Origin of the sequence: Aquirufa sp. (assembly GCF_044239315.1) — a bacterium.
Classification (GTDB): Bacteria; Bacteroidota; Bacteroidia; order Cytophagales; family Spirosomataceae; genus Aquirufa.
In genome coordinates, this window is record NZ_JBIIBQ010000029.1 from 13,070 (window position 1) to 33,017 (window position 19,948).

At 43.9% G+C, this 19,948-nt stretch carries 19 protein-coding genes; 12 read left to right on the forward strand and 7 right to left on the reverse strand.

Going from position 1 to position 19,948, the window contains the following annotated elements:
• The first annotated feature begins 126 nt into the window (after positions 1 to 126).
• Positions 127 to 2,691 carry a TonB-dependent receptor gene (locus ACILP5_RS10015; RefSeq protein ID WP_395618508.1) on the forward strand — a complete coding sequence of 855 codons (2,565 nt, stop codon included), beginning with the start codon at positions 127 to 129 and terminating at the stop codon, positions 2,689 to 2,691.
• A 27-nt stretch (positions 2,692 to 2,718) separates the two neighbouring features.
• On the opposite strand, the gene ACILP5_RS10020 is transcribed toward ACILP5_RS10015, so the two are convergent.
• Genes ACILP5_RS10020 through ACILP5_RS10030 form a run of 3 tightly spaced genes read right to left on the reverse strand, consistent with a single transcriptional unit; the run spans position 2,719 to position 5,337 of the window.
• Positions 2,719 to 3,285 carry a GNAT family N-acetyltransferase gene (locus ACILP5_RS10020; RefSeq protein ID WP_395618509.1) on the reverse strand — a complete coding sequence of 189 codons (567 nt, stop codon included), beginning with the start codon at positions 3,283 to 3,285 and terminating at the stop codon, positions 2,719 to 2,721.
• An 8-nt stretch (positions 3,286 to 3,293) separates the two neighbouring features.
• Positions 3,294 to 4,775: a DUF1593 domain-containing protein gene (locus ACILP5_RS10025; RefSeq protein ID WP_395618510.1), complete on the reverse strand. Its 1,482-nt coding sequence runs from the start codon at positions 4,773 to 4,775 to the stop codon at positions 3,294 to 3,296.
• A gap of 1 nt (position 4,776) precedes the next feature.
• The gene (locus tag ACILP5_RS10030; protein ID WP_395618511.1) at positions 4,777 to 5,337 is read right to left on the reverse strand and encodes a pentapeptide repeat-containing protein; all 561 of its coding nucleotides are present in this window, start codon (positions 5,335 to 5,337) and stop codon (positions 4,777 to 4,779) included.
• Between the two features lie 49 nt (positions 5,338 to 5,386).
• On the opposite strand from ACILP5_RS10030, the gene ACILP5_RS10035 reads away from it, so the two are divergent.
• Both ACILP5_RS10035 and ACILP5_RS10040 read left to right on the forward strand, forming a co-directional pair.
• A complete protein-coding gene (locus tag ACILP5_RS10035; protein ID WP_395618512.1) occupies positions 5,387 to 6,493 on the forward strand; it encodes an alpha/beta hydrolase family protein in 1,107 nt (368 codons plus the stop codon).
• A 5-nt stretch (positions 6,494 to 6,498) separates the two neighbouring features.
• On the forward strand, positions 6,499 to 7,119 hold the full coding sequence (locus ACILP5_RS10040) for an alpha-ketoglutarate-dependent dioxygenase AlkB family protein (protein WP_395618513.1): 621 nt from the start codon (positions 6,499 to 6,501) through the stop codon (positions 7,117 to 7,119).
• Here the strand turns inward: ACILP5_RS10040 and ACILP5_RS10045 are convergent.
• A complete protein-coding gene (locus ACILP5_RS10045) occupies positions 7,065 to 7,880 on the reverse strand; it encodes a 1-acyl-sn-glycerol-3-phosphate acyltransferase (RefSeq protein ID WP_395618514.1) in 816 nt (271 codons plus the stop codon). The two genes, ACILP5_RS10040 and ACILP5_RS10045, sit on opposite strands and share 55 nt — an antisense overlap.
• A gap of 44 nt (positions 7,881 to 7,924) precedes the next feature.
• Between ACILP5_RS10045 and ACILP5_RS10050 the strand changes: the two genes are divergently transcribed.
• Positions 7,925 to 8,779 carry a bile acid:sodium symporter family protein gene (locus tag ACILP5_RS10050; RefSeq protein WP_395618515.1) on the forward strand — a complete coding sequence of 285 codons (855 nt, stop codon included), beginning with the start codon at positions 7,925 to 7,927 and terminating at the stop codon, positions 8,777 to 8,779.
• Here the strand turns inward: ACILP5_RS10050 and ACILP5_RS10055 are convergent.
• Genes ACILP5_RS10055 through ACILP5_RS10065 form a run of 3 tightly spaced genes read right to left on the reverse strand, consistent with a single transcriptional unit; the run spans position 8,745 to position 10,020 of the window.
• Entirely contained in the window at positions 8,745 to 9,002 is a 258-nt protein-coding gene (locus ACILP5_RS10055; protein ID WP_395618516.1) for a VF530 family DNA-binding protein, read from the reverse strand. The two genes, ACILP5_RS10050 and ACILP5_RS10055, sit on opposite strands and share 35 nt — an antisense overlap.
• Complete coding sequence (locus ACILP5_RS10060; protein ID WP_395618517.1) at positions 8,999 to 9,520, reverse strand: gamma carbonic anhydrase family protein; 522 nt, start codon at positions 9,518 to 9,520, stop codon at positions 8,999 to 9,001. Before ACILP5_RS10060 ends, ACILP5_RS10055 begins: the two co-directional genes overlap by 4 nt.
• Positions 9,511 to 10,020, reverse strand: coding sequence for a KdsC family phosphatase (locus ACILP5_RS10065; RefSeq protein ID WP_395618518.1), 510 nt, complete (start codon positions 10,018 to 10,020; stop codon positions 9,511 to 9,513). The genes ACILP5_RS10060 and ACILP5_RS10065 overlap by 10 nt, the downstream gene beginning before the upstream one ends.
• 73 nt (positions 10,021 to 10,093) lie before the next feature.
• Between ACILP5_RS10065 and ACILP5_RS10070 the strand changes: the two genes are divergently transcribed.
• The 8 genes from ACILP5_RS10070 to rplU form a co-directional block, all read left to right on the forward strand.
• Positions 10,094 to 14,131, forward strand: coding sequence for a hypothetical protein (locus ACILP5_RS10070; RefSeq protein ID WP_395618519.1), 4,038 nt, complete (start codon positions 10,094 to 10,096; stop codon positions 14,129 to 14,131).
• Positions 14,121 to 14,921 carry a lysophospholipid acyltransferase family protein gene (locus ACILP5_RS10075; RefSeq protein ID WP_395618520.1) on the forward strand — a complete coding sequence of 267 codons (801 nt, stop codon included), beginning with the start codon at positions 14,121 to 14,123 and terminating at the stop codon, positions 14,919 to 14,921. Before ACILP5_RS10070 ends, ACILP5_RS10075 begins: the two co-directional genes overlap by 11 nt.
• Positions 14,911 to 15,588, forward strand: coding sequence for a DNA repair protein RecO (gene recO / locus ACILP5_RS10080; RefSeq protein ID WP_395618521.1), 678 nt, complete (start codon positions 14,911 to 14,913; stop codon positions 15,586 to 15,588). Before ACILP5_RS10075 ends, recO begins: the two co-directional genes overlap by 11 nt.
• Positions 15,588 to 16,955, forward strand: a complete 1,368-nt coding sequence (locus ACILP5_RS10085) for a M61 family peptidase (protein ID WP_395618522.1) — start codon at positions 15,588 to 15,590, stop codon at positions 16,953 to 16,955. Before recO ends, ACILP5_RS10085 begins: the two co-directional genes overlap by 1 nt.
• 81 nt (positions 16,956 to 17,036) lie before the next feature.
• Complete coding sequence (locus ACILP5_RS10090; protein ID WP_395618523.1) at positions 17,037 to 17,372, forward strand: helix-turn-helix domain-containing protein; 336 nt, start codon at positions 17,037 to 17,039, stop codon at positions 17,370 to 17,372.
• 62 nt (positions 17,373 to 17,434) lie between these two features.
• Positions 17,435 to 18,406, forward strand: coding sequence for a porphobilinogen synthase (gene hemB / locus ACILP5_RS10095; RefSeq protein ID WP_395618524.1), 972 nt, complete (start codon positions 17,435 to 17,437; stop codon positions 18,404 to 18,406).
• A 1-nt stretch (position 18,407) separates the two neighbouring features.
• Entirely contained in the window at positions 18,408 to 19,577 is a 1,170-nt protein-coding gene (locus tag ACILP5_RS10100) for an AIR synthase related protein (RefSeq protein WP_395618525.1), read from the forward strand.
• Positions 19,578 to 19,697: 120 nt separating this feature from the next.
• On the forward strand, positions 19,698 to 19,948 hold a 251-nt coding region (gene rplU, locus ACILP5_RS10105), incomplete at its 3' end, for a 50S ribosomal protein L21 (RefSeq protein ID WP_395618526.1).

Sequence of the window (19,948 nt, forward strand, 5' to 3'; positions counted from 1 at the left end):
TTCAATTATTCTTAAATGGCGATTTGTATTTTATTAATTCCCTTTCTACATTTGCAAAACAATCTACTAAATCGGTAGAGTTTATAGTTTAACAGAAATAACAAAGTAAAATAAAACCCGCTGAATATGAATAAGTTTATTACCCTTCTTTTGTTTCTGGTCGTTTCGACGACCGCGTCCTTCGGACAACAAGTAAAATCAACCATTAACTCGACCCTGAGTGGCCAAGTTTTGGACGAAAAAACAAAACAACCTATCCCAGGCGTGTCCCTTTACATTAAAGGAACTACCCACGGGGTGATCACGGATGCAGAAGGTCACTTCTATTTCCAAACAGGTCAAAAATTTCCCTACTCCCTAGTCGTTAGTTTCATCGGCTATCAGAAACAAGATTACATCGCGGAAGGAACTCCGGTGACAATTTACTTGAAGGAAGAGGCGAAGGAATTGGAAGAGATTGTCGTAACATCTCGTCGGAGAAAAGAGTCTGTACAAGACGTACCTATCCCCATCACGGTTATCGGAGGAGCTAAAGTGGCTGAAACGGGATCATTCAACGTCAACCGTTTGAAGGAATTCATCCCATCGGTACAATTATATTCATCTAACCCGCGTAACACGTCTTTAAGCATTCGTGGTTTGGGAACGACCTTCGGTTTAACGAATGACGGTATCGATCCAGGCGTGGGTTTCTATGTGGATGGCGTGTATTATGCGCGTCCGGCAGCAACGACGATGGATTTCATTGATATCGAGCAAGTGGAGGTTTTGCGTGGACCACAAGGAACGCTTTTTGGTAAGAATACATCAGCTGGTAACTTCAACGTGACGACGAAAAAGGCGAGTTTTACTCCGGGTGCTAACTTCGAGTTGAGCTACGGTAATTATGGTTATATCCAAGCGAAAGCATCAGTTACAGGGCCACTTTCGAAGACTTTAGCTGCTCGTATTTCCTTCTCGGGAACACAACGTGATGGTTTATTGTACAACGTGGCGACGCAACAAAAAGTGAATGACTTGAATAACTTAGGCTTGCGTAGTCAGCTATTATTCGTGCCATCGGATAAAGTGAAATTCACCTTGATTGGGGACTTTACGCAACAGAATCCGAACGGCTATGCACAAGTAATTGCGGGCGTTGCTCCTACCTTACGCGCATCCTACCGCCAATTTGAAAATATCATTAAGGACTTAAATTATCAATTGCCTAGCCGTAATCCATACGATCGCTTGATTGATCACGATAGCCCATGGCGTTCGGGTCAGAAATTAGGTGGCGTTTCTTTGAATGCAGATATTCAATTAGGCCCAGGGACATTAACGGCTACATCTGCTTGGCGTTTTTGGGATTGGGATCCCTCGAATGACCGCGATTTCACAGGTTTACAAGCGCTGAAAACATCCGCGGCGACTTCTTATCACGAACAATGGTCGCAAGAATTACGTTGGGCAGGCACCTTCTCGTCTAAATTGAGCGCGGTATTTGGAGCCTTTGTTTTTGGCCAAAACCTAAAATCGAATCCCGATCAAACGGAAGAGGGCGGTTCAGCTACCTGGAGATTTAACCAAAGCACGACTTCCGCTTTATGGAAAACGCCGGGTCTTTTCGAAGGCTATGGCATTAAAACGCGTTCTAATTTGAATACACTTTCGGCGGCTGTTTTCGGTCAATTAGATATTGCTTTAACGAACAAAATCAGCTTAATGCCAGGTCTGCGTTATAATTACGATGCGAAGGATTTAACTTATAGCCGTAAGACCTATGGTGGTTTGCAAACCACAGATGCAGCATTAATCGCCTTGAAAAAATTAGTGTATTCGGATCAAGCCTTTGATGCGGATGTGACGGATCGCAACTTTTCTGGACAGGTAACTTTAGCCTACAAGCAATCGAAAAATTTCAACACCTTCTTAACTTATTCTACTGGCTACAAGCCAGTGGGCTTAAACTTGGGAGGATTACCTACCTTGAATGGCCAGCCTTTATTAGACTTAGCTACTATTAAACCGGAAGGTACGAAGCACCTAGAAGTAGGATTTAAAACACGTCCAAGTGTGAATACGACGTTTAATTTAACGGCCTACAATACGGATATTTCAGATTATCAAACCCTCGTACAAACTCCTGATCCAGCGGTTAACCGCGGGTACTTAGCGAATGCGGAAGGTGTTCGTGTACGCGGAATTGAAGTGGACGGAACTTTGAGTTTGACAAAGCACTTCTCATTTTATGGTAATGTAGCTTATACAGATGCTATTTATACTTCATTTACGAATGCGCCAGTGCCTTTAGAGGAAACGGGTGGAAAGGCAACTTTCAAAGACGTATCCGGAGGTCAATTGCCAGGTGTATCTAAATGGGCGACTTCTTTTGGTGCGGAATTTACCTCAGTGGCTAAGGTTTTAGGCCAAACAGGGGAATTCTACATCGCAACCGATGTCTACGCACGTTCTGATTTCTCTTCAAGTCCGTCGCCATCAAAATACTTAAACGTAGAAGGCTACTCCTTATTGAACGCACGTATCGGTTTCCGTGCAGCTAAAGGAGTGAGCATCTCGATCTGGGGAAGAAATGTATTAGACCAAAATTACTTCGAACAATTATTGCCGGCCGGCGGTAATGCAGGACAATATGCCGCCGTTTTAGGCGACCAAAGAACGTACGGAATTACGCTACGTCATTCATTATAAATAAAGGTTAATTTGATTCAAAGCCGCTTAGGACTCCTGGGCGGCTTTTTTATGCCAATCCCACAACACAATATCCCAGCCAATCCCACCATAATCTAAGGTATCAATGACCTGGAAACCCCGTTTTTTATGTGCTTTTAAGGATCGATGGTTCGCCTGTGCAACGTCCGTGACACAAAATGTGTATTGATCTGCGTAATGATCGCGGAAACTGCCGTAAAGTTTTTGGACCAAATCCTGTCCCCGATATTCCTTCGAAACACAAAGCTGAGCCACAATGGCATAATTTTCTACCGGCTTACCATCGAAAATACACCGTTCGATATTCTCCACAAGGTCTGCTAATAAGTCATGGTGACGTGCGGTTTCCGGTAGAGCCACCAGGCTATAACCGACCACCTGCTCCCCATCCTTCGCGATGATACCCGGACTTGCTCTGTGAAGTAATTCTAAAAAAGTGAGATCATATTCTGCCATCAAAAAACCTTGTGCATCGGCTTCCTCCTGCGTAATATTTTTGCGCAAATTAGCTTGCTGCAAAGCTAAAACGCCTTGCATCTCCTTCTTGGTACTAACTAATTGTAGTGTAATCATGGGCAAATTTAGCTGATAGTTATCACCACGCGTCTATATCTTGTCAATGCCGGCGAACCCGTATCGGTTCCTTCCACCACGACGTGATAGGTATCGCCTTTTTTAGCGTTTGCTGGTATTTTAACGGCGACTTTCCCATCATTTAATGTCATGTCCGCTTTCCCAGATCCTGCCTCTGGATAGGGCCAAACCTTCAGCTTCACCTCGTTGCCATCCGGATCTCTCGAGGTTACATTTAACGTTAGTTTTGCCCCTGCTTTTGCTAAAACATACATCCCTTCTTTCACCGTAATCTGCGGCGCGTGATTCGCTTCTTTGTACGATTTCACACACCAATCTGCGCGCGCTGCGAAGTCTTCTTGTGCGGCGATTAACCAACGGGTTTGAGAATAGCTGATGTCTAATTTACCTGTCTCCGGATTGAAATCTGCTGACTTTTCGTTGTCCTCAAAGCGGAACGGATTTCCTTCTGCTACTACGAATCGACCACCCCAACCCCCAAAATACGGGTTATTTAAATTGTTCAATCCCACATCCACTAGGTGCAAAAAGGCCGGAGAATCTCCCTCAGAAATAAAGTCATAAGGTTTGAACGAACCCCATTGAGCATTCAGGAGTTTTGTAGGATCTCCGTGAATGTGCTCGTCGTCGCCGGGCTGCTTTTGGCCATCACCATAAGCGTAATACATCTGTAATAAGGGTCCGTGATTCTGAATAATCTTAGGCCCCATGTACGTCCCCTCAAAATAGGGCTGCGTCGACTTAGGCATAATGCGCTTCCATGGATAGGCAAAACTGCCAAATTGGTGGGCATTATAAATCACCCGAACCTCTGGCCAATGTCCTCCAATGTACTTTTTATAAGTCGCATCCTGATCCATCACCGTATAAATGATGGCTTTTTTCGAGACTTTATCTTTCAATTTGTCCCAGCCCGGCTTTCCCGCAAATTGCTCTTCAATCGACTTTAAAGCTCTAGCAATCGTATTCGTGCCTCCCCAAGCCTGCAAGTAAATGGGCTCCGGATCAGCATCCAGCAGTTTCATTTTAATCCATTCCGAACCTTCCGTCACTTGCTCCATTTCTCCTTCGAAATCAATATTCCCTACCTTCACTAAACTGTTTAAGTAGGCAGGCGCGGGGTAGTTTTTATCGTGTAAAATTAAGTTCGGATGCACCTGAGCATAAGCTTTCAATAAATCTTGAATCCAGTTAACGCCTGGCCAGCGCAGGTCCGTTTTTGCGCCATACATTTTGCGTGTCATCTCCATTTCGGAGGTGAATTTTGTCCCTTTTCCGTCCCCTTTATAATGCCACATCGAACTGGAATATACCAAACCTTCCAGCTTGTATTCGTTCGAATAAAGGAGCATTCGGATGAAGGTGTCCACGTCATCGATTTCGCCATCCGTGGTGACGATGGTTCTCGGAAGATGGCCTTTCGCGAATAACGACGTGCACACCAATAGGAGGAATAAGATTTTTTTCATTTTAGGATATATGTATGTCAAAGCCCTGCAATAAACCGGCTAAGCCATCAGGTGAAAATTTTGCTTTTTTAATCTGATTTATACTCGGATGTATCACAAAATTAAAGGCGCTGCGGAAGTCCGCTTTGCTGATATTTGTTTGATCAAATAAGGCTCCAGCTAGATCACAATCGTCAAAAGAGGCCTCTGTAAAATCGGCTTCAGTGAAGTCCACTTCGTGTAAAGTACAACCTGAGAACTTCGTCTTTTTACCTTTTATTTGATAGAAGGAAGACAGATTCAAAACACAGGATTCAAAGCTAGCTTCAAAGAGAAATGGATTGCAAGCTTCGAACCGAAGGCCCTGCATTTTGCAGTCTTTGAAGTGGACCTTTTGGAGGGATGCGCCGCTGAGTTTAACTAGACTTAGATTACAGGATTCAAACGTGCAGTCGACAAATTGGAGATTTTGAAAATCAGCCGATTCGAATGGACAGTTTTTGAAAACGCAATGTTCGTATTCGCCTATGGCGAGTGTGCTTTGTTTCTCGAATTTTTGATCGACGATATAAGGCTTCTCCATGCCGCAAATTACCATTTTTTCCCTATTTTGCTCCCTCTAAAACCGTCCTATGAAAAAACTATTCCTACTACTTGTTCTTAGCACCACCATTTTCGCGCAACAAAAAATCGATTTAGGCACTTTGAAAGGCGGCGGCTACCAGATTTTGATGCCCGCTAAATGGAACAAAAAGCTCGTAATGTATGCCCACGGATACCAATTTATGGGAACCCCGGCGGCGAGTGCGAATGCAGGATTAGACAAGCGCTTGCAGGTTATTTTAGACCGAGGATTTGCCATTGCAGCGTCGGATTATCCGATACAGGGATTTGCGATGGCGGAGGGAGTAGATGCCACCGAAGAGTTGCGACAAGCCTTTATTAAAAAGATGGGTCAGCCAGATTCGACTTTTATGATGGGTCACTCGATGGGTGGTGGAATTACGTTCGCGACTTTGGAGAATTTTGGTCAACATTATAACGGTGGATTACCCTTATGTCCGCTCTCTTCACGACCGTATTTACAATGCAGAAAAGAGTACGATATGTACGCTACGATGAACGGATTATTCCCGGGGATCGTGCCGTCTTTGAAAGACATTTTTGACATCAACAGCTCCGTTGGATTTGTATCATTTGCTTCAGCTGGCCAAAGAATGGGGGAGATCAAAAAGGCTTTATTGCAGAAAGACTCGGTGTTGGCCGTGGCTTTTGCGAAGCGCTTTGACTTAAAATTCGATGACCTTCCTGGGGCCTTATTTTTTAACCAAAACGTCTTACGCGACATTGCGCTTAAATTAAAAGGCAATCCTTTTGATAACACAGAAACACTCTACACAGGCTTCCCCGATAATTTGAAAGTGAATGCGGTAGCAGAACGTTTACCCGGGACTAGAGATCAGGCGCAGCTTTTTGCTCGCTACGATCGTACTGGAAAAATCGATAAACCTGTCCTATTGATGCACACGATTTACGACCAGTTAATCCCCGTTTCGCATGCCGTAACGAACATCGAAAATATGATTCATGCGCAAGGCCGCGACCAGTATTTCGCAGTAAAATACACAAATGGTCAGGCACATTGCCAATTTACAGACGCTCAGACGGCGAAAGCATTCGACGCGATGCGGAACTTTGTCAAGACGGGCAAGAAGCCGGCGATCGAGTTTTTACCTTAATCAAAATGGAGCTCTTCGATTTTCCTGCTGATCCCTCTCTAAACCTGCTTCCAGGCGATGGAATCGTGCACTATTATGGGAAATTGATGGCGCCGGCAGATTCTCTCGAAATGACACAAGCCCTGCTAGATCGCATCGAATGGAGAAACGACGAAGCGGTCATTTACGGGAAACGCATCATCACGAAACGCAAGGTAGCTTGGTACGGAGATCAACCTTTCTCTTATACCTACAGCAATACCACAAAGACTGCTCTACCTTGGACACCGGAATTGCAAGCCTTAAAATCCCTCGCCGAAAAACACTCCGGGGAAACCTATAATTCCTGTCTTTTGAACCTCTACCACGACGGCTCCGAAGGGATGGCCTGGCACAGTGATGGCGAAAAAGATTTGCAAAAAAATGGGGCGATTGCCTCGCTTAGTTTTGGCGCAGAACGTAAATTCTGTTTCAAGCACAAGAAATCTGGAGAAAAAATCGATGTGTTTTTAGAAGCAGGGAGTTTGTTAGTGATGAAAGGCGAAACCCAAACACACTGGGTCCACCGTTTGCCACCTACCACGAAAGTGAATCAACCCAGAATCAATTTGACCTTCAGAACAATTATCACCACCAGCGCAACATAGATAGGGAAAGTAAAAAGCAACAGCGCGAAAAGCACCGAGTCATAAAAAACGGAATTCTTCGTTTTCGCCGCCGCGAATGCCCGAACCGGTAAATAAAAAGGCAGGGCAAAATAATACAAGAACCCTCTCGCGAATCCAGGATGCACCGGCACCTGAATCAGGCGCTCCATCTTCTCAAAAACAACCGCATTAAATCGAACTCGATCAGTCGCCTCTACGATGGGTGTGGGCCACGACAAGTTTTCGAACGCTAAGTGAATCCCTTTCCCGAAAGCCGTAAAACTCGAATATCCGATACCCGCAATCTGAACGATTGGAAAAATTCCTACTGTATGAGCACTTTCTAAAATGCGGCTTGCCCCCTTTTTAAAAGGTTGTAATTCGTGTGTATTCAGGCAGATTCCCTCGATGAAAATCAGCACGATTCCATCGTTGCGGAGGCATTCTACCGCCTTTTGAAAGGTGTTTGAATTTAGGTGCAGGTGTTCTTTGCCTTCTCTTTGGCGAAATACTGGAAGCATATTCAATTGCTTCAACAAAAACCCGAAAACTGGATTTCTAAACACGTCACCCCGCGCTAGATAGTTAATTTTTCGTGGATACAAGGCACCGATAATCACAGCGTCCAAAAACGAATCCGGGTGATTAACCACTAGTAATACCGGACCTTTCGTGTTCATCAGCTCTGCATTCTTCACTACGATGGACGGGCAAAAAATGCGTAGCGCAAAACGAACCAATATTTTTAATAGAAAGATCAAGGATTTTTATAATTTTATCGACCGCAAGGTTTAAAAAAAATCGTATGCAAGCAAACTTTCTCTCCGTCGTTTTAATGCCTATCGCTCTCGCAATCATCATGACGGGTTTAGGCTTATCGCTTACCATAGCAGATTTCAAAAGGGTCTACGAATATCCTAAAGCAGTTCTCATAGGACTGGGTACTCAGATGATTCTCTTACCGATCATCTGCTTTTTCATCGTGAAAGCTTTAGATCTACCCGCGGAATTAGCCGTTGGTTTAATGCTTTTAGCAGCTGCTCCGGGAGGTCCTTCCGCGAATCTTTATTCACACATTGCTAAAGGTGACGTTGCCCTTAATGTAACCTTAACTGCCCTCAACAGCATTCTTTCAGTTTTATCGATTGCCTTTATCGTGAATCTTTCGATGAAGTTATTGATGCAGCAGGATGCGTACATACCCTTGCAATTCTCGAAAGTATTAGAAGTTTGTATGATCGTGATTTTACCCGTCTCGATCGGGATGATTATTCGAAAAAAAGCACCCGCCTTCTCTGCCCGATTGGAATCCCCCGTGAAAATTTTGTCGGCTATTTTCCTCGCCTTGATCATCTTTTTAGCCGGCTGGAAAGAACGCGACCACCTGATGTACGACATTCAAACAGTAGGCTTTGCCTGCCTTTTGTTTAATGTGGCCTGCCTTTCGATTGGATATTATTTACCCCGTTTATTGAATCTAGACAAGAGACAAGCCATCGCTATTGGAATGGAAATAGGCATTCACAATGGAACATTGGCCATTTTTATAGCCTTAAATGTGATTGGAAATGGAACGATGACGATTCCAGCCGTGATTTATAGCATCATCATGTTTATAACGGCGGCTATTTTTGGGTGGCTGGTGAATCTAAGGAACTAGCTTTCTTTTTTTCGATCTTTTTAATATTCCAAATATACAGCGTTTCCACCTTCGCTCTCGCCCAAGGAGTCTTGCGCAAAAAGGTCAAACTTGATTTGATACTTGGATCACTCGCAAAGCAATTAATGCGAATCTTGCGTGACATCTCTTCCCAGCCTAAAAGATCGACTAGGTCTGTTAAGATTTTCTCTAATGTTACGCCATGTAAAGGGTCGTTGCTCATGAGGATGGATTTGAAAACCAGGATGCATATTCCACATAATTATAGGCGGTGCGCTTGAAAATTTCCGCCGCATCTGGGCTCACATCTTTTAAATATTTCGCTGGATTTCCTGCGTAAATGGTGCCTGCCGGCACCCGCATCCCTTGTGTCACGATGGCTCCAGCCGCAATAATACTTCCTTCTTCAATGTAGGCATTGTCCATCACGATGGCTCCCATTCCGATGAGCACATTATCTTCGATGGTGCATCCATGTACAATCGCGTTGTGCGCGATGGACACATAATTACCGATGGAAGTGACAGTTTTTTGGTAGGTGCAATGTACCACCGCACCGTCTTGAATGTTCGAATAATCGCCTATGCGAATGGAATTCACATCTCCGCGAACGACCGCATTAAACCAGATCGTGCAGTGTTTTCCCGTCTGTACATCCCCCACGATGGTGGCATTAGGTGCGACCCAATTTTCTTCTCCTAATGAAGGCGAAATGCCTTTTACTGGTAAAATTAAGCCCATTTTCCTTGCAGTTTGAGTACTTTTTCGATCACATCTCTCACCGCACCACGACCCCCATTGAAAGGAGAAACGTATTTTACGACTTGGTGCAATTCAGGGATGGCATCTGCTGGGCAGGTGCTTAAAATATCCGGTCTTGATAGGACTTTTAAGTCAGCCATGTCGTCTCCCATGTAGAGAATTTCATTTTCCTTGAGCCCTAATTTTGCGAATAATTCCAGGTAGGTTTCTAGCTTGTCCTTTCCTCCCAAACCGAAATAAATATGTTGAAATTTCAGGTTCTCTAAGCGTTTTTTCACTCCTGGATGACTTCCCCCTGTAATGACGCACATCTGAAAATTTGCCTCGCGTGCTTTTTCAAGTGCATAGCCGTCGCGGATGTAGAAAGTACGGAAATGTTCACCCGTTTCGAGCACGTGTACATTGCCATCTGTCATCACCCCATCGATGTCAAAAATGAAGGCTTTTATATCCTTGAATAGGGAAAGTACGTTAGACATAGGGATTATTTTGACCCAAATATCTGAATATTTTATGTATTTTTATCCGTTTATATTTCCATTTCATCATCGAATGAATTTTACCCGCCTCTATTGCCTGCTCTTGTTAGTGCTCCCGTCGATGGGTTGGGCACAAACTGAAACCACAGTGCTAGCAGCAGGACCTTATCAATTAAGGGTCACGGGAGAAAAAATGGGTGCCGACAGTTGGCAAAACCCTACCGTCATTTATAAATCGGGTGTTGATAGTTTAATCTTGAAGCCTTCAGAGTTCAGCTGGAACGCTAAAAAGCGAGTAGCCACAGGGAAAAACATTCGTTTAGAAACAGGCTTTCAGTCCTCTTACTGGGAAATTAAATCGTTTGAAATAAATCTTTACAAGGGCTTATTCTCTGTCTTGGAGTCTAATTGGGTAGACAAAGGCACAAAGTCGATTGCAGGGAAAGGGGTGATTTATATCAAAAAGAAAAATCCCGTTTTCGAATTTGTTTCCTCGCAGCAGGAAATAATAGAAGAGGAATCGTGGAAAGCGACGGGAATTTTTACCGTAAAGGATCAAAAAAGGGGGCTAATGGCTAAAGATGAATGGTCTACAGCTCGCCTGAAGTTCACTAAGGATAGTAAAGAGGTGGCCAATTTTAGTGGGAAGCAGATCTGGATTACTGGGGATAGTTTAGTTGAAATGCCTGAGGCAAAATGGAATAGCAAATGGAATGAGGTAGACTCATTAACTCACCAGCATGTTCGAGTGCAATGGTTTAAGAAGGATCAATCGATTCACCTGAAAAATTTAGAAGGGAACACATCCCAAATTCGCTTTGATGACGCGGCTCACAAGTTGAGTATTGCCGCCGATTTAGCCATCATTCGGATACCCGAAAGTAAAATAGACTTCTATCGACTTTCAGCTAAGAATATTGTGCCTGTATGGGTAGAGTCATTTGGCTATTATGATCCTGAAAGGGTACGTCGCATTCAACGGATGCTTCCCTATAATCCGCTACGCATTTTGTATTCTCATTTAGTAGAAAAGAAAAAATTGTCAGCCACCTTAAGCGAGATTGCCTTTTATGCGAATCGATCGAAGGAAAGTATTCAGGAAGGTTTTACGGAGTTTATCCAAAATGGGTTTTTAGACTACGACCCACAAACGGAATTGATTTCCTTTAGCCGACTAGGAAAGCATTATGCGAAAGTGCAATATGAGGACACGGACTTTGATAAATTCTATGTTGAGTCCATCGCTGATTACATTATCGGGGATTCTGCTTCTGTCACTTTTGATCTAGAGCCTAAGTATTTAAAAGTGCGGGGAATCAACGAAATCATGGTTTCGGATTCTCTTCGTGCAAAATTATATCCGAGCGATAATCAAGTCATTTTTAAGCAGGGACGAGATTTCCAATTCAAAGGATTAATTTCTATCGGTAATTATCGATTCCGAGCGCAGCGCTATGATTTTACCTTCGATAAATACATGATTCAGTTCCCCAAACTGGACTCGATGACTTTCCTACCTAAATTCAAGGATGGCACGGTGGCTGCGAAAGAGGCTGGTGGGCGTTTTCAATACCAGGACGGGTACCTTGTTTTAAGTCCGGAAAATGACAAAGCGGGAAGATTAGGTGTCGCCGCCTACCCTAAATTTGTGGCACCTAAAGGGGTGAGGGTGTTTTTTGATGAAAAGTGGAGACTAAACGGAGCCTACGATACTAATTTCTATTTCAAATCTGGCAGACTTGAACTAGATAGTTTAACCTTAAAGCAGCCCATATTCCCCGGAGATTTTTATTCGAAAAACAAGGTTTTCCCTCCGCTGAAGGTCACCTTGAAACTGAGAGAAGATTATACGTTTGGTTTTAATTATAAGCAGGCATCCGCCATTTCTATTTACCAGGGTAAAGCGAAGTTTTTGACGAAAGAAGACCTCGTTTTAGATAAACAAGGGCTACATTCTGTAGGCGAATTCCAAAAAGGAGACCTAAAATCAATCACCCAAAAATCGGTCTTTTACCCGGATTCTTTAAAAGCATTTAGTACTTCTACCTCATTAGAACCCGCGAAAAATTCAAATTTTCCTATGTTCTCTGTGGCAGAAAATTACCTAACCTGGGTGCCCGATTCAGATAGTTTGTATGTAAAGCCGTCTAAAAATCGCCTGAAATTTTTTGCGAATGCAGAGGCAGAATTAGATGGCAATATCCTTATTCATGGAAATAAATTAACAGGCCAAGGTATCGTTACTCAAGGAGAATCCAATACGAAAAGTGATCAGTTTGATTTCACAAAAGAGGGTTGGATAGCTAATCCGGGCACGTTTAGATTAGGGAAATTGCAGGGAATCTACAAGCCTGATGTCGAAGCAAGCGAGGTTAAAATCACCTCAATCATCTCTAAAAATTTGATCAAATTAAACCCTTTGAATGACAAGCAATGGGTGTATTTTCCTAATTTATTTGTTCGAAGTATTTTGCCAAAAGAGACGCAAATTGATCTAAAAAATCAGACCATTAAATTAGTGGGGAATCGCTTTAAAATCATTCAAATGAATTCGGATTCAGCTCAGAAATTCGAAATACCCATCGAATCAAGCGCTGCGATTTATTCTATCAAAGAACGCTCTTTAGCGCTAGAGGGCGTTGAAAAATTCAAAATTGGTCCTGCCTTAGTGAGCCCTGCTAATGGAAAGTTGGTCTTTCTAAGAGGAGGAGATTACAAGCCTTTTTCCAAGGCCCGAGCGCTCTTAGACACGGTGAACAATCGACATTACCTTAAAAATTTAGATGTAAAGTCGGCTAATGTCTATGAATGGAAAGGTACAGCAGATTATTTATTAAGTCGCTCACCCGGGGACACCTTAGCTATTCCACTTAAAAACTTCGTCTTTGAATCTAATCTAATCACAGCTCAGGCTTACTTTAGCGAAAAAGTACCCTTGAAGATAGGGGAGTTTCAAGAATTTAAAGGGGATATTTCCTTAAAGTCCAATACGCCTAACTTAGAATTCCAAGGGTCTATTAGACCATTATTAGGCACACTTAAGTTTAATACTGCCTGGATTCCTCTAAACAACAAAGGCGATATTCCGCGGTTGAGAGTTAGCAAGGAATTAAAGGACGAATTAGGCCGTCCAGTCACGGCAGGTATTTATGTGAATGCGAGTAACAAATTATACCCTACTTTTTTAGGACCTATGTCTGATGAAGATGACCCGGTACTCTTTAATGCGGAGGGCGAGGTGACCGAATCGAAGACAAAATTTGAGCTGAAGGGATCGGAAACAAATATGACGCTCGACTTAGTTAAACGACGAGTGGAGGCAAAAGGTCCAGTTAGGTTCTTTTCGGATAACAAATTTGTTAGATCTCAAGGGGCGATCTCGATGTCAGTAGACTCCCTTCGACCTCGGATCAACTCCTGGTTAAGTTTACAATTTCCCATTGCACAAACAGTGTTGAAAAAAATGGGGGATCGCATCGTGAAGTATAATCTGGAAGAGGGCTTGCAAACGGCAGCAGCGGATGAACCAGACGATCGCGATGAATATATCAAAAGAGCAGAGGCTGTTTTAGGTAAAAAAATCCCTGAGCCGTTGAAGTATAGCATGGATATTGCCCATGTGGCATTGGATAAAGTGGCACCTGAATTCGCTACGATGATCAATTTCTCCACGGTTAAATGGGAGTGGTCGCCTAATTTGAGCGCTTTTTATTCGATTGGCGAACTGCCTTTGGTTAATGTAGGTCCGGTGGATATTAATGCGACGGTAAAAGGATTTATGGAGGTCATTAAGAAGCCAAGCAAAGAGGAGTTTTATGGCTATTGGGAATTATCTGACGATCTTTGGTATTATTTTGCTTATTTTGACGGCGAGTTAGGGGTCTATTCTTCGGATCAATCTTTCTTAGCTTCTGTCAGAGAAGCAATGAAAACGCAGAAAAAGGGAGATATGAAGGTCGTGGAGGCCGCTTCAGAAGAGAAAGTTGCTTTCATTAAACGATTTACTTCGTATTACAAGCCTTTGATACCGGTGAAGAAAGCACCAGTTAAAAAAGAACCAACTAAAACAAAACCAGCCACGAAAGGCAAAGAAAAGAGCGGTGGATTTTAAGAGTATTCGATATTTAAAGCAGTTTTTTGATTGCCTAGACCGTTGGGGTTTAGTGCGTCGCGATCCATTTGGGAATCCGATCGGAATGAAGCGAATTATTGTATTCGTTTTAGGCTGGTTAACTTATGCGCGACTAAGCATCTACAATAGAACAGAGATCAAGGGAACAGAAAAGATTCAGGATTTACCTCGTGAAGGCGTCTTATTCTTGTCGAATCACCAGACCTATTTCATGGACGTAATCTGTTTTTACCACATCTTCTTCTCCGTGAAATGGCGGATAAAAAATAGTATTCGGTTCCCCTTTTATCTATTAGGCCCTCGTTCGCGTTTGTTTTATGTGGCGGCTTCGGAAACGATGAAGGAAGATGGATTTTTACCTCAGGTTTTATCATTAGCCGGAGCGATTTTAGTGAATCGCTCTTGGAGAGCACACGGTCAAGATGTAAAAAGAGAAGTAGATTTAGAAGCACAAGAAAAAGTGAGTAAAGGGCTTGCCTTTGGGTGGGTAGTTAGTTTTCCGCAAGGAACCACACGTCCTTTCGCACCTATCAGAAAGGGTACGGCGCATCTAATTAAGGCGGCCAATCCCATCGTTGTTCCCGTTCAAATCAACGGTTTCAGACGCGCTTTCGATAAGAAAGGCTTCTTTCTGAAGAAGCGAAATACGACCTTAAGCGTAGAATTTAAGGACCCGATTCGCTTTAAAGAATCGGACACAATCGAAGAGATCTTACAGCGAATTTCGGACGAAACCGGTATTCCGATGGTTGATACAAATGCTCAGTAAAACCCAAGGCATTGTTATTTCCTATATGCGCTATCGAGAAACTTCGATACTCGTGAACGTCTATACGGCGGAAATGGGAATCTGTTCCTACATCGAAAATGGGGTTCGTTCTGCCAAAGCCAAACATAAAATGGCTCTCTTCCAGCCGCTTACACTGCTGGACCTAGAAGTATACCACAAGCCCGGAAAGGGCCTGCACCGAATTTCAGAGGCAAAATGTTTTTTCCCATACCAGGCAATTCCCTTCGATATCGCGAAGTCTTCGCTCGCCCTTTTCTTATCCGAAGTGCTCAGCAAAGTGCTAAAAGAAGAAGAGGCGAATCCCGTGCTGTTTGAGTTCTTATCTCAATCCCTACAATATCTGGACCGGGCCTCGGATAACTATGAGAATTTTCATCTGCAGTTTCTTTGGCAGCTCGCCTCTTTTCTAGGCTTCGGTGCGAGTACTTCAGCAGAATTTTACCAGCAGTTAAAAGCGGCAGGTCGCATCGTGCCCACCTTTCAGGGCCTTGACGCCTTAGTGCAAGCTGATTACGGCCATCCTATCGTGCTGCATCGGGCGGAGCGAAAAGAATTATTGGCTGGGATGCTACATTATTACCAATTGCACATGGAAAATTTCGGAGAGATTCGTTCCTTGCAGATATTACAAGAAGTATTAGCCTAATGCCAAATCTGTATTTTCTTCGACCTTCGGCGCAGCCGAACTTTATAGAAATCATCTTTCAGTTTACCCCTCACAAGCCGGGAAAACAGGTGGTCCAGCTTCCTATTTGGCGCCCAGGCCGCTACCAAGCTCAAAACTTCGCTAAGAATATTCCGGTATTGAAGGCCTACAGCGAAGGGGTGCCTATTCCAATTTCTAAAATCGCCTCCTCTACCTGGACCTTAGAAGCATCGGAACCCGTTGAAATCCGTTACAGCTATTACGCAAATCAACCTGATGCGGGTGGGTCAGTGATCGAAAACGATTTGATTTACATCAATTTCATCAACTGCCTTTTGTATGTGAAGGGTCGTGAAAACGAGCGTTGTGAAATCCACATCGAAAAACCCGCTGGCTGGCAAAGTATTTGCACTTTCAAGAATGGCGCCAAATACCGCGAGCTCGTTGATTCTCCTTACATCGCTGCTCCAGCCATTTTTCAGCATAAATGGAAGTGTAATGGCGTGAAATTCGCCATCGATGTGGTGGGATCGCGCCAGGCTTTGACAAAGAAATTAATCGATGCCTACGAGAAATTTACCCAAACCCAGCTCGACTGGATGGGTCATTTCCCTGTCAAAGAATACCATTATATGCTTTGGGTTTGTCCATCTCCCTATTACCATGGCGTGGAGCACACGAAATCGACGATGATGGTGATGGGTCCGCCGGACCGCGATGCCTACGAGGACTTGATCGGTTTAGGTTCTCATGAATTGTTCCACGTTTGGAATATTGCGACGATTCGGCCTGCAGAATTGTTCCCCTATGCCTATGAGCGCGAAACCCCATTTTCTACGGGTTGGGTGGTAGAAGGAATCACGACCTATCTTGGGGATTGGTTTCTGTATGAATCGGGAGTTTGGACTCGGCAGGAATACCTGGCTGGTCTTTTAGGGAATCTGAAATTACATTTTGATCGCGACGGACAGGCGCAGCAATCTCTCGAAGAAAGTTCGATTGATTTATGGCTGGATGGATACGGGGCGAGTCTGCCTAACAAGCGGGTCTCTATTTATTACAAAGGAGCAGTGGTGGCTTTGGCTTTGGACCTAAAATTACAGGCAAGAAATGGCAAATCTTTGCGCGATGTGATGCTGGCCATGAACGCAGAGTTCGGGCAGCTGAAAAAGGGCTATACGAAAGACGATTTCATCCGGATCTGCGAGGAAATCTATGGTGATTCCTTACAAGATTTCTTCCGTGACTATGTCGAAAGATCAACCGATATTACTACAGATTTACAGGAGACTCTTGCAAAATTAGGATTGAAATTCGAGCATGACATTGCGAAGGGCTGGGTATTGAATGAAAAAAACGTAATTTAATTGCGCATTATGTCCTATAAGTATATATTTTGTCTTTTTAGTCGCTTCTAATTTTCTTCAGAGTTTAGGAATTTTACTGTAATGAAAGATTTCCCTACTTTAATTCGAAAGGCTCGGTTAGACAAAGGCTATAGCCAAGATTACGTTTCCACTGAAATAGGCATCACCTTATCCGCTTATTCTAAAATCGAGCGCGGCTTAACAGATCCTTCTTTAAGTCGAATGAAGCAAATCGCAGCAATTCTTGATGTAGATTTATCGGTTCTTTTCAAGCCCAAAGACTACCCCCATTTTTCTGGTGTCGCCGATTCAGGAGGCCCCATGCACCCTGTTTCTCGTTATGAATTTGAAGCGTATGTAGGCCTTGTTCGTGACTTGCAAGAGCAATTGCGCGATTTGAACGATCGCCTCCTTTAATCCCCCTTTTTCATTGCGGAATCAGGGCTTATGCCTAAATTGCAGGTTCAAAATCAATTCCTATGTTGAATAGACCGCGTCGTAACCGTTCCAGTGCCGCTATCCGCACGATGGTGGAGGAAAATCGCCTTTCTGTGAAGGATTTACTCTTTCCTCTTTTTGTGATGGATGGGGCTGCTACGAAAACCGAAATCAAGTCGATGCCAGGCATTTACCGCTACACGACTGACTTGTTATTGAAAGAAATCGAGGAGTGCTTGAACCTAGGAATTACTTCTTACGCCCTTTTTCCTCAAGTAGCCGAAGATCGCAAGGACACGTTAGCGACGGAATCACATCGCCAAGGAAGTCTGTATTTAGAGGCGATTCACGCTGTGACAAGTCGTTTTCCGGAGATTTCAATGTTAACGGACGTGGCGATGGATCCCTACAGTTCAGACGGACATGATGGAATCGTGAAGAACGGGGAGATTTTGAATGATGAGACCTTAGAAGTGTTGGCCAAAATGGCCATAGCACAAGCCCAAGCCGGATCTAAATTGATCGGTCCATCGGATATGATGGATGGTCGCGTGGGTTATTTACGTGAATCTTTAGACGATGCTGGTTTCACGAATGTGGGCATCATGGCCTATAGTGCGAAATATGCGTCTGCTTTTTACGGACCTTTTCGCGATGCGCTGGAGTCTGCGCCCAAGTTTGGCGATAAAAAGACCTACCAAATGAACCCCGCAAACAGGCGCGAGGCCCTGCGCGAGGCGGAATTAGATGAACTAGAAGGAGCAGATTTCTTGATGGTAAAGCCAGCTTTGGCCTACTTAGACATCATTTCTTTGCTCCGCGATAATACCAATTTACCGATCGCCGCTTATAACGTCTCTGGCGAATATGCGATGGTGAAAGCAGCAGCTGCGAATGGCTGGATCGATGGTGAAAAAGCGATGTTAGAAAGCTTGCTTTCCATGAAACGCGCCGGAGCCCAGGTGATTTTGACCTATTTTGCTAAAGAATTTGCCCAATTAAAAATAAAGTAAAATGTCGTCAGACCGTTACATGCAACGGGGCGTTTCTGCCTCGAAAGAAGATGTTCACAAAGCCATTGCGAACTTAGACAAAGGCCTATTTCCGCAGGCATTCTGCAAAATCTCCCCAGATATCTTGGGAGGCGATGCAGACTATTGCAACATCATGCATGCGGATGGGGCGGGGACGAAATCGTCTTTGGCCTACCTATACTGGAAAGAAACGGGCGACATCTCCGTGTGGCGCGGCATCGCACAAGATGCGGTCGTGATGAACACGGACGATTTAATCTGCGTAGGAGCTACGGATCAAATGTTGCTATCCAGCACCATCGGCCGCAATAAAAACTTGATCCCAGGCGAGGTCATCGCCGAAATCATCAACGGCACAGAAGAAGTCCTACAAATGCTACGCGATAACGGCATTGGCATCTATTCGACCGGTGGCGAAACCGCAGACGTGGGTGACTTAGTGCGCACGATCATTGTCGACAGCACAGTTATAGGCCGCATGAAGCGTTCAGATGTGATCTCAAACGGAAACATTCAAGCAGGCGACGTTATTATCGGTTTAGCCTCTGATGGACAAGCGAATTATGAATCGACGTATAACGGCGGAATGGGCAGCAATGGCCTAACTTCTGCTCGCCATGACGTTTTAGGCAAGTACCTAGCTACTAAATACCCAGAGTCTTTCGATCCGTCAGTCCCATCGGATTTAGTGTATTCTGGCTCTCGTAACTTAACAGAAGCGGTTGCTGGAACCCCTTTAAATGTAGGCCAATTAATTCTTTCCCCTACGCGGACCTATGCTCCAGTCGTGAAGGCATTATTAACAGAATTACGCCCTCATTTACATGGAATGGTGCATTGTTCGGGTGGAGCGCAGACGAAAGTGATGCACTTTGTGAATGATGTGCACGTGATTAAGGACAATTTATTCCCGATTCCTCCGCTGTTTGATTTGATCCAAAAAGAAAGCGGAACTAGCTTCAAAGAGATGTACCAAGTATTCAACATGGGCCATCGCTTAGAAGTCTATGCGAATCCAGCACACGCGGATGAAATCATCCGTATCTCCCAGTCCTTTGGTATTCCTGCCCAAATCGTGGGTCGTGTGGAGGCCTCAGCGACTAAGAAGCTGACCATCAGCAGCCCTTACGGAGAATTTATTTATGAATAGTGTTTGCTATTAAGCGAATTAATTTTTAGATTTGCACCCCCATTTAAAAGGCTTTTAAAAGTTTTTCATTTGTCTTGAATCACTAGCCTCGTGGGATTGTTTCACTTAAATACAGTAAAAATGTACGCAATCGTAGAAATTGCCGGGCAGCAATTTAAAGTAGAAAAAGACCGTTCTGTATACACTCACCGTTTATCGGGAGCAGAAGGCGCTGCACTGGTTATCGACAAGGTATTACTTGTTGACAATGACGGAAAAATTTCCGTAGGAGCTCCCACAGTAGCTGGAGCCACTGTTACAGCTAAAATTGTTGCACACGTTCGTGGCGAGAAAGTTTTAGTTTTCAAGAAAAAGCGTAGAAAGACCTACCA

Bases quoted from the DNA above. Each gene is read 5' to 3' on its own strand.
- ACILP5_RS10015 (WP_395618508.1), top strand. From the start codon at position 127: ATGAATAAGTTTATTACCCTTCTTTTGTTTCTGGTCGTTTCGACGACC.
- ACILP5_RS10020 (WP_395618509.1), bottom strand. From the start codon at position 3,285: ATGATTACACTACAATTAGTTAGTACCAAGAAGGAGATGCAAGGCGTT.
- ACILP5_RS10025 (WP_395618510.1), bottom strand. From the start codon at position 4,775: ATGAAAAAAATCTTATTCCTCCTATTGGTGTGCACGTCGTTATTCGCG.
- ACILP5_RS10030 (WP_395618511.1), bottom strand. From the start codon at position 5,337: ATGGAGAAGCCTTATATCGTCGATCAAAAATTCGAGAAACAAAGCACA.
- ACILP5_RS10035 (WP_395618512.1), top strand. From the start codon at position 5,387: ATGAAAAAACTATTCCTACTACTTGTTCTTAGCACCACCATTTTCGCG.
- ACILP5_RS10040 (WP_395618513.1), top strand. From the start codon at position 6,499: ATGGAGCTCTTCGATTTTCCTGCTGATCCCTCTCTAAACCTGCTTCCA.
- ACILP5_RS10050 (WP_395618515.1), top strand. From the start codon at position 7,925: ATGCAAGCAAACTTTCTCTCCGTCGTTTTAATGCCTATCGCTCTCGCA.
- ACILP5_RS10055 (WP_395618516.1), bottom strand. From the start codon at position 9,002: ATGAGCAACGACCCTTTACATGGCGTAACATTAGAGAAAATCTTAACA.
- ACILP5_RS10060 (WP_395618517.1), bottom strand. From the start codon at position 9,520: ATGGGCTTAATTTTACCAGTAAAAGGCATTTCGCCTTCATTAGGAGAA.
- ACILP5_RS10065 (WP_395618518.1), bottom strand. From the start codon at position 10,020: ATGTCTAACGTACTTTCCCTATTCAAGGATATAAAAGCCTTCATTTTT.
- ACILP5_RS10070 (WP_395618519.1), top strand. From the start codon at position 10,094: ATGAATTTTACCCGCCTCTATTGCCTGCTCTTGTTAGTGCTCCCGTCG.
- recO (WP_395618521.1), top strand. From the start codon at position 14,911: ATGCTCAGTAAAACCCAAGGCATTGTTATTTCCTATATGCGCTATCGA.
- ACILP5_RS10085 (WP_395618522.1), top strand. From the start codon at position 15,588: ATGCCAAATCTGTATTTTCTTCGACCTTCGGCGCAGCCGAACTTTATA.
- ACILP5_RS10090 (WP_395618523.1), top strand. From the start codon at position 17,037: ATGAAAGATTTCCCTACTTTAATTCGAAAGGCTCGGTTAGACAAAGGC.
- hemB (WP_395618524.1), top strand. From the start codon at position 17,435: ATGTTGAATAGACCGCGTCGTAACCGTTCCAGTGCCGCTATCCGCACG.
- ACILP5_RS10100 (WP_395618525.1), top strand. From the start codon at position 18,408: ATGTCGTCAGACCGTTACATGCAACGGGGCGTTTCTGCCTCGAAAGAA.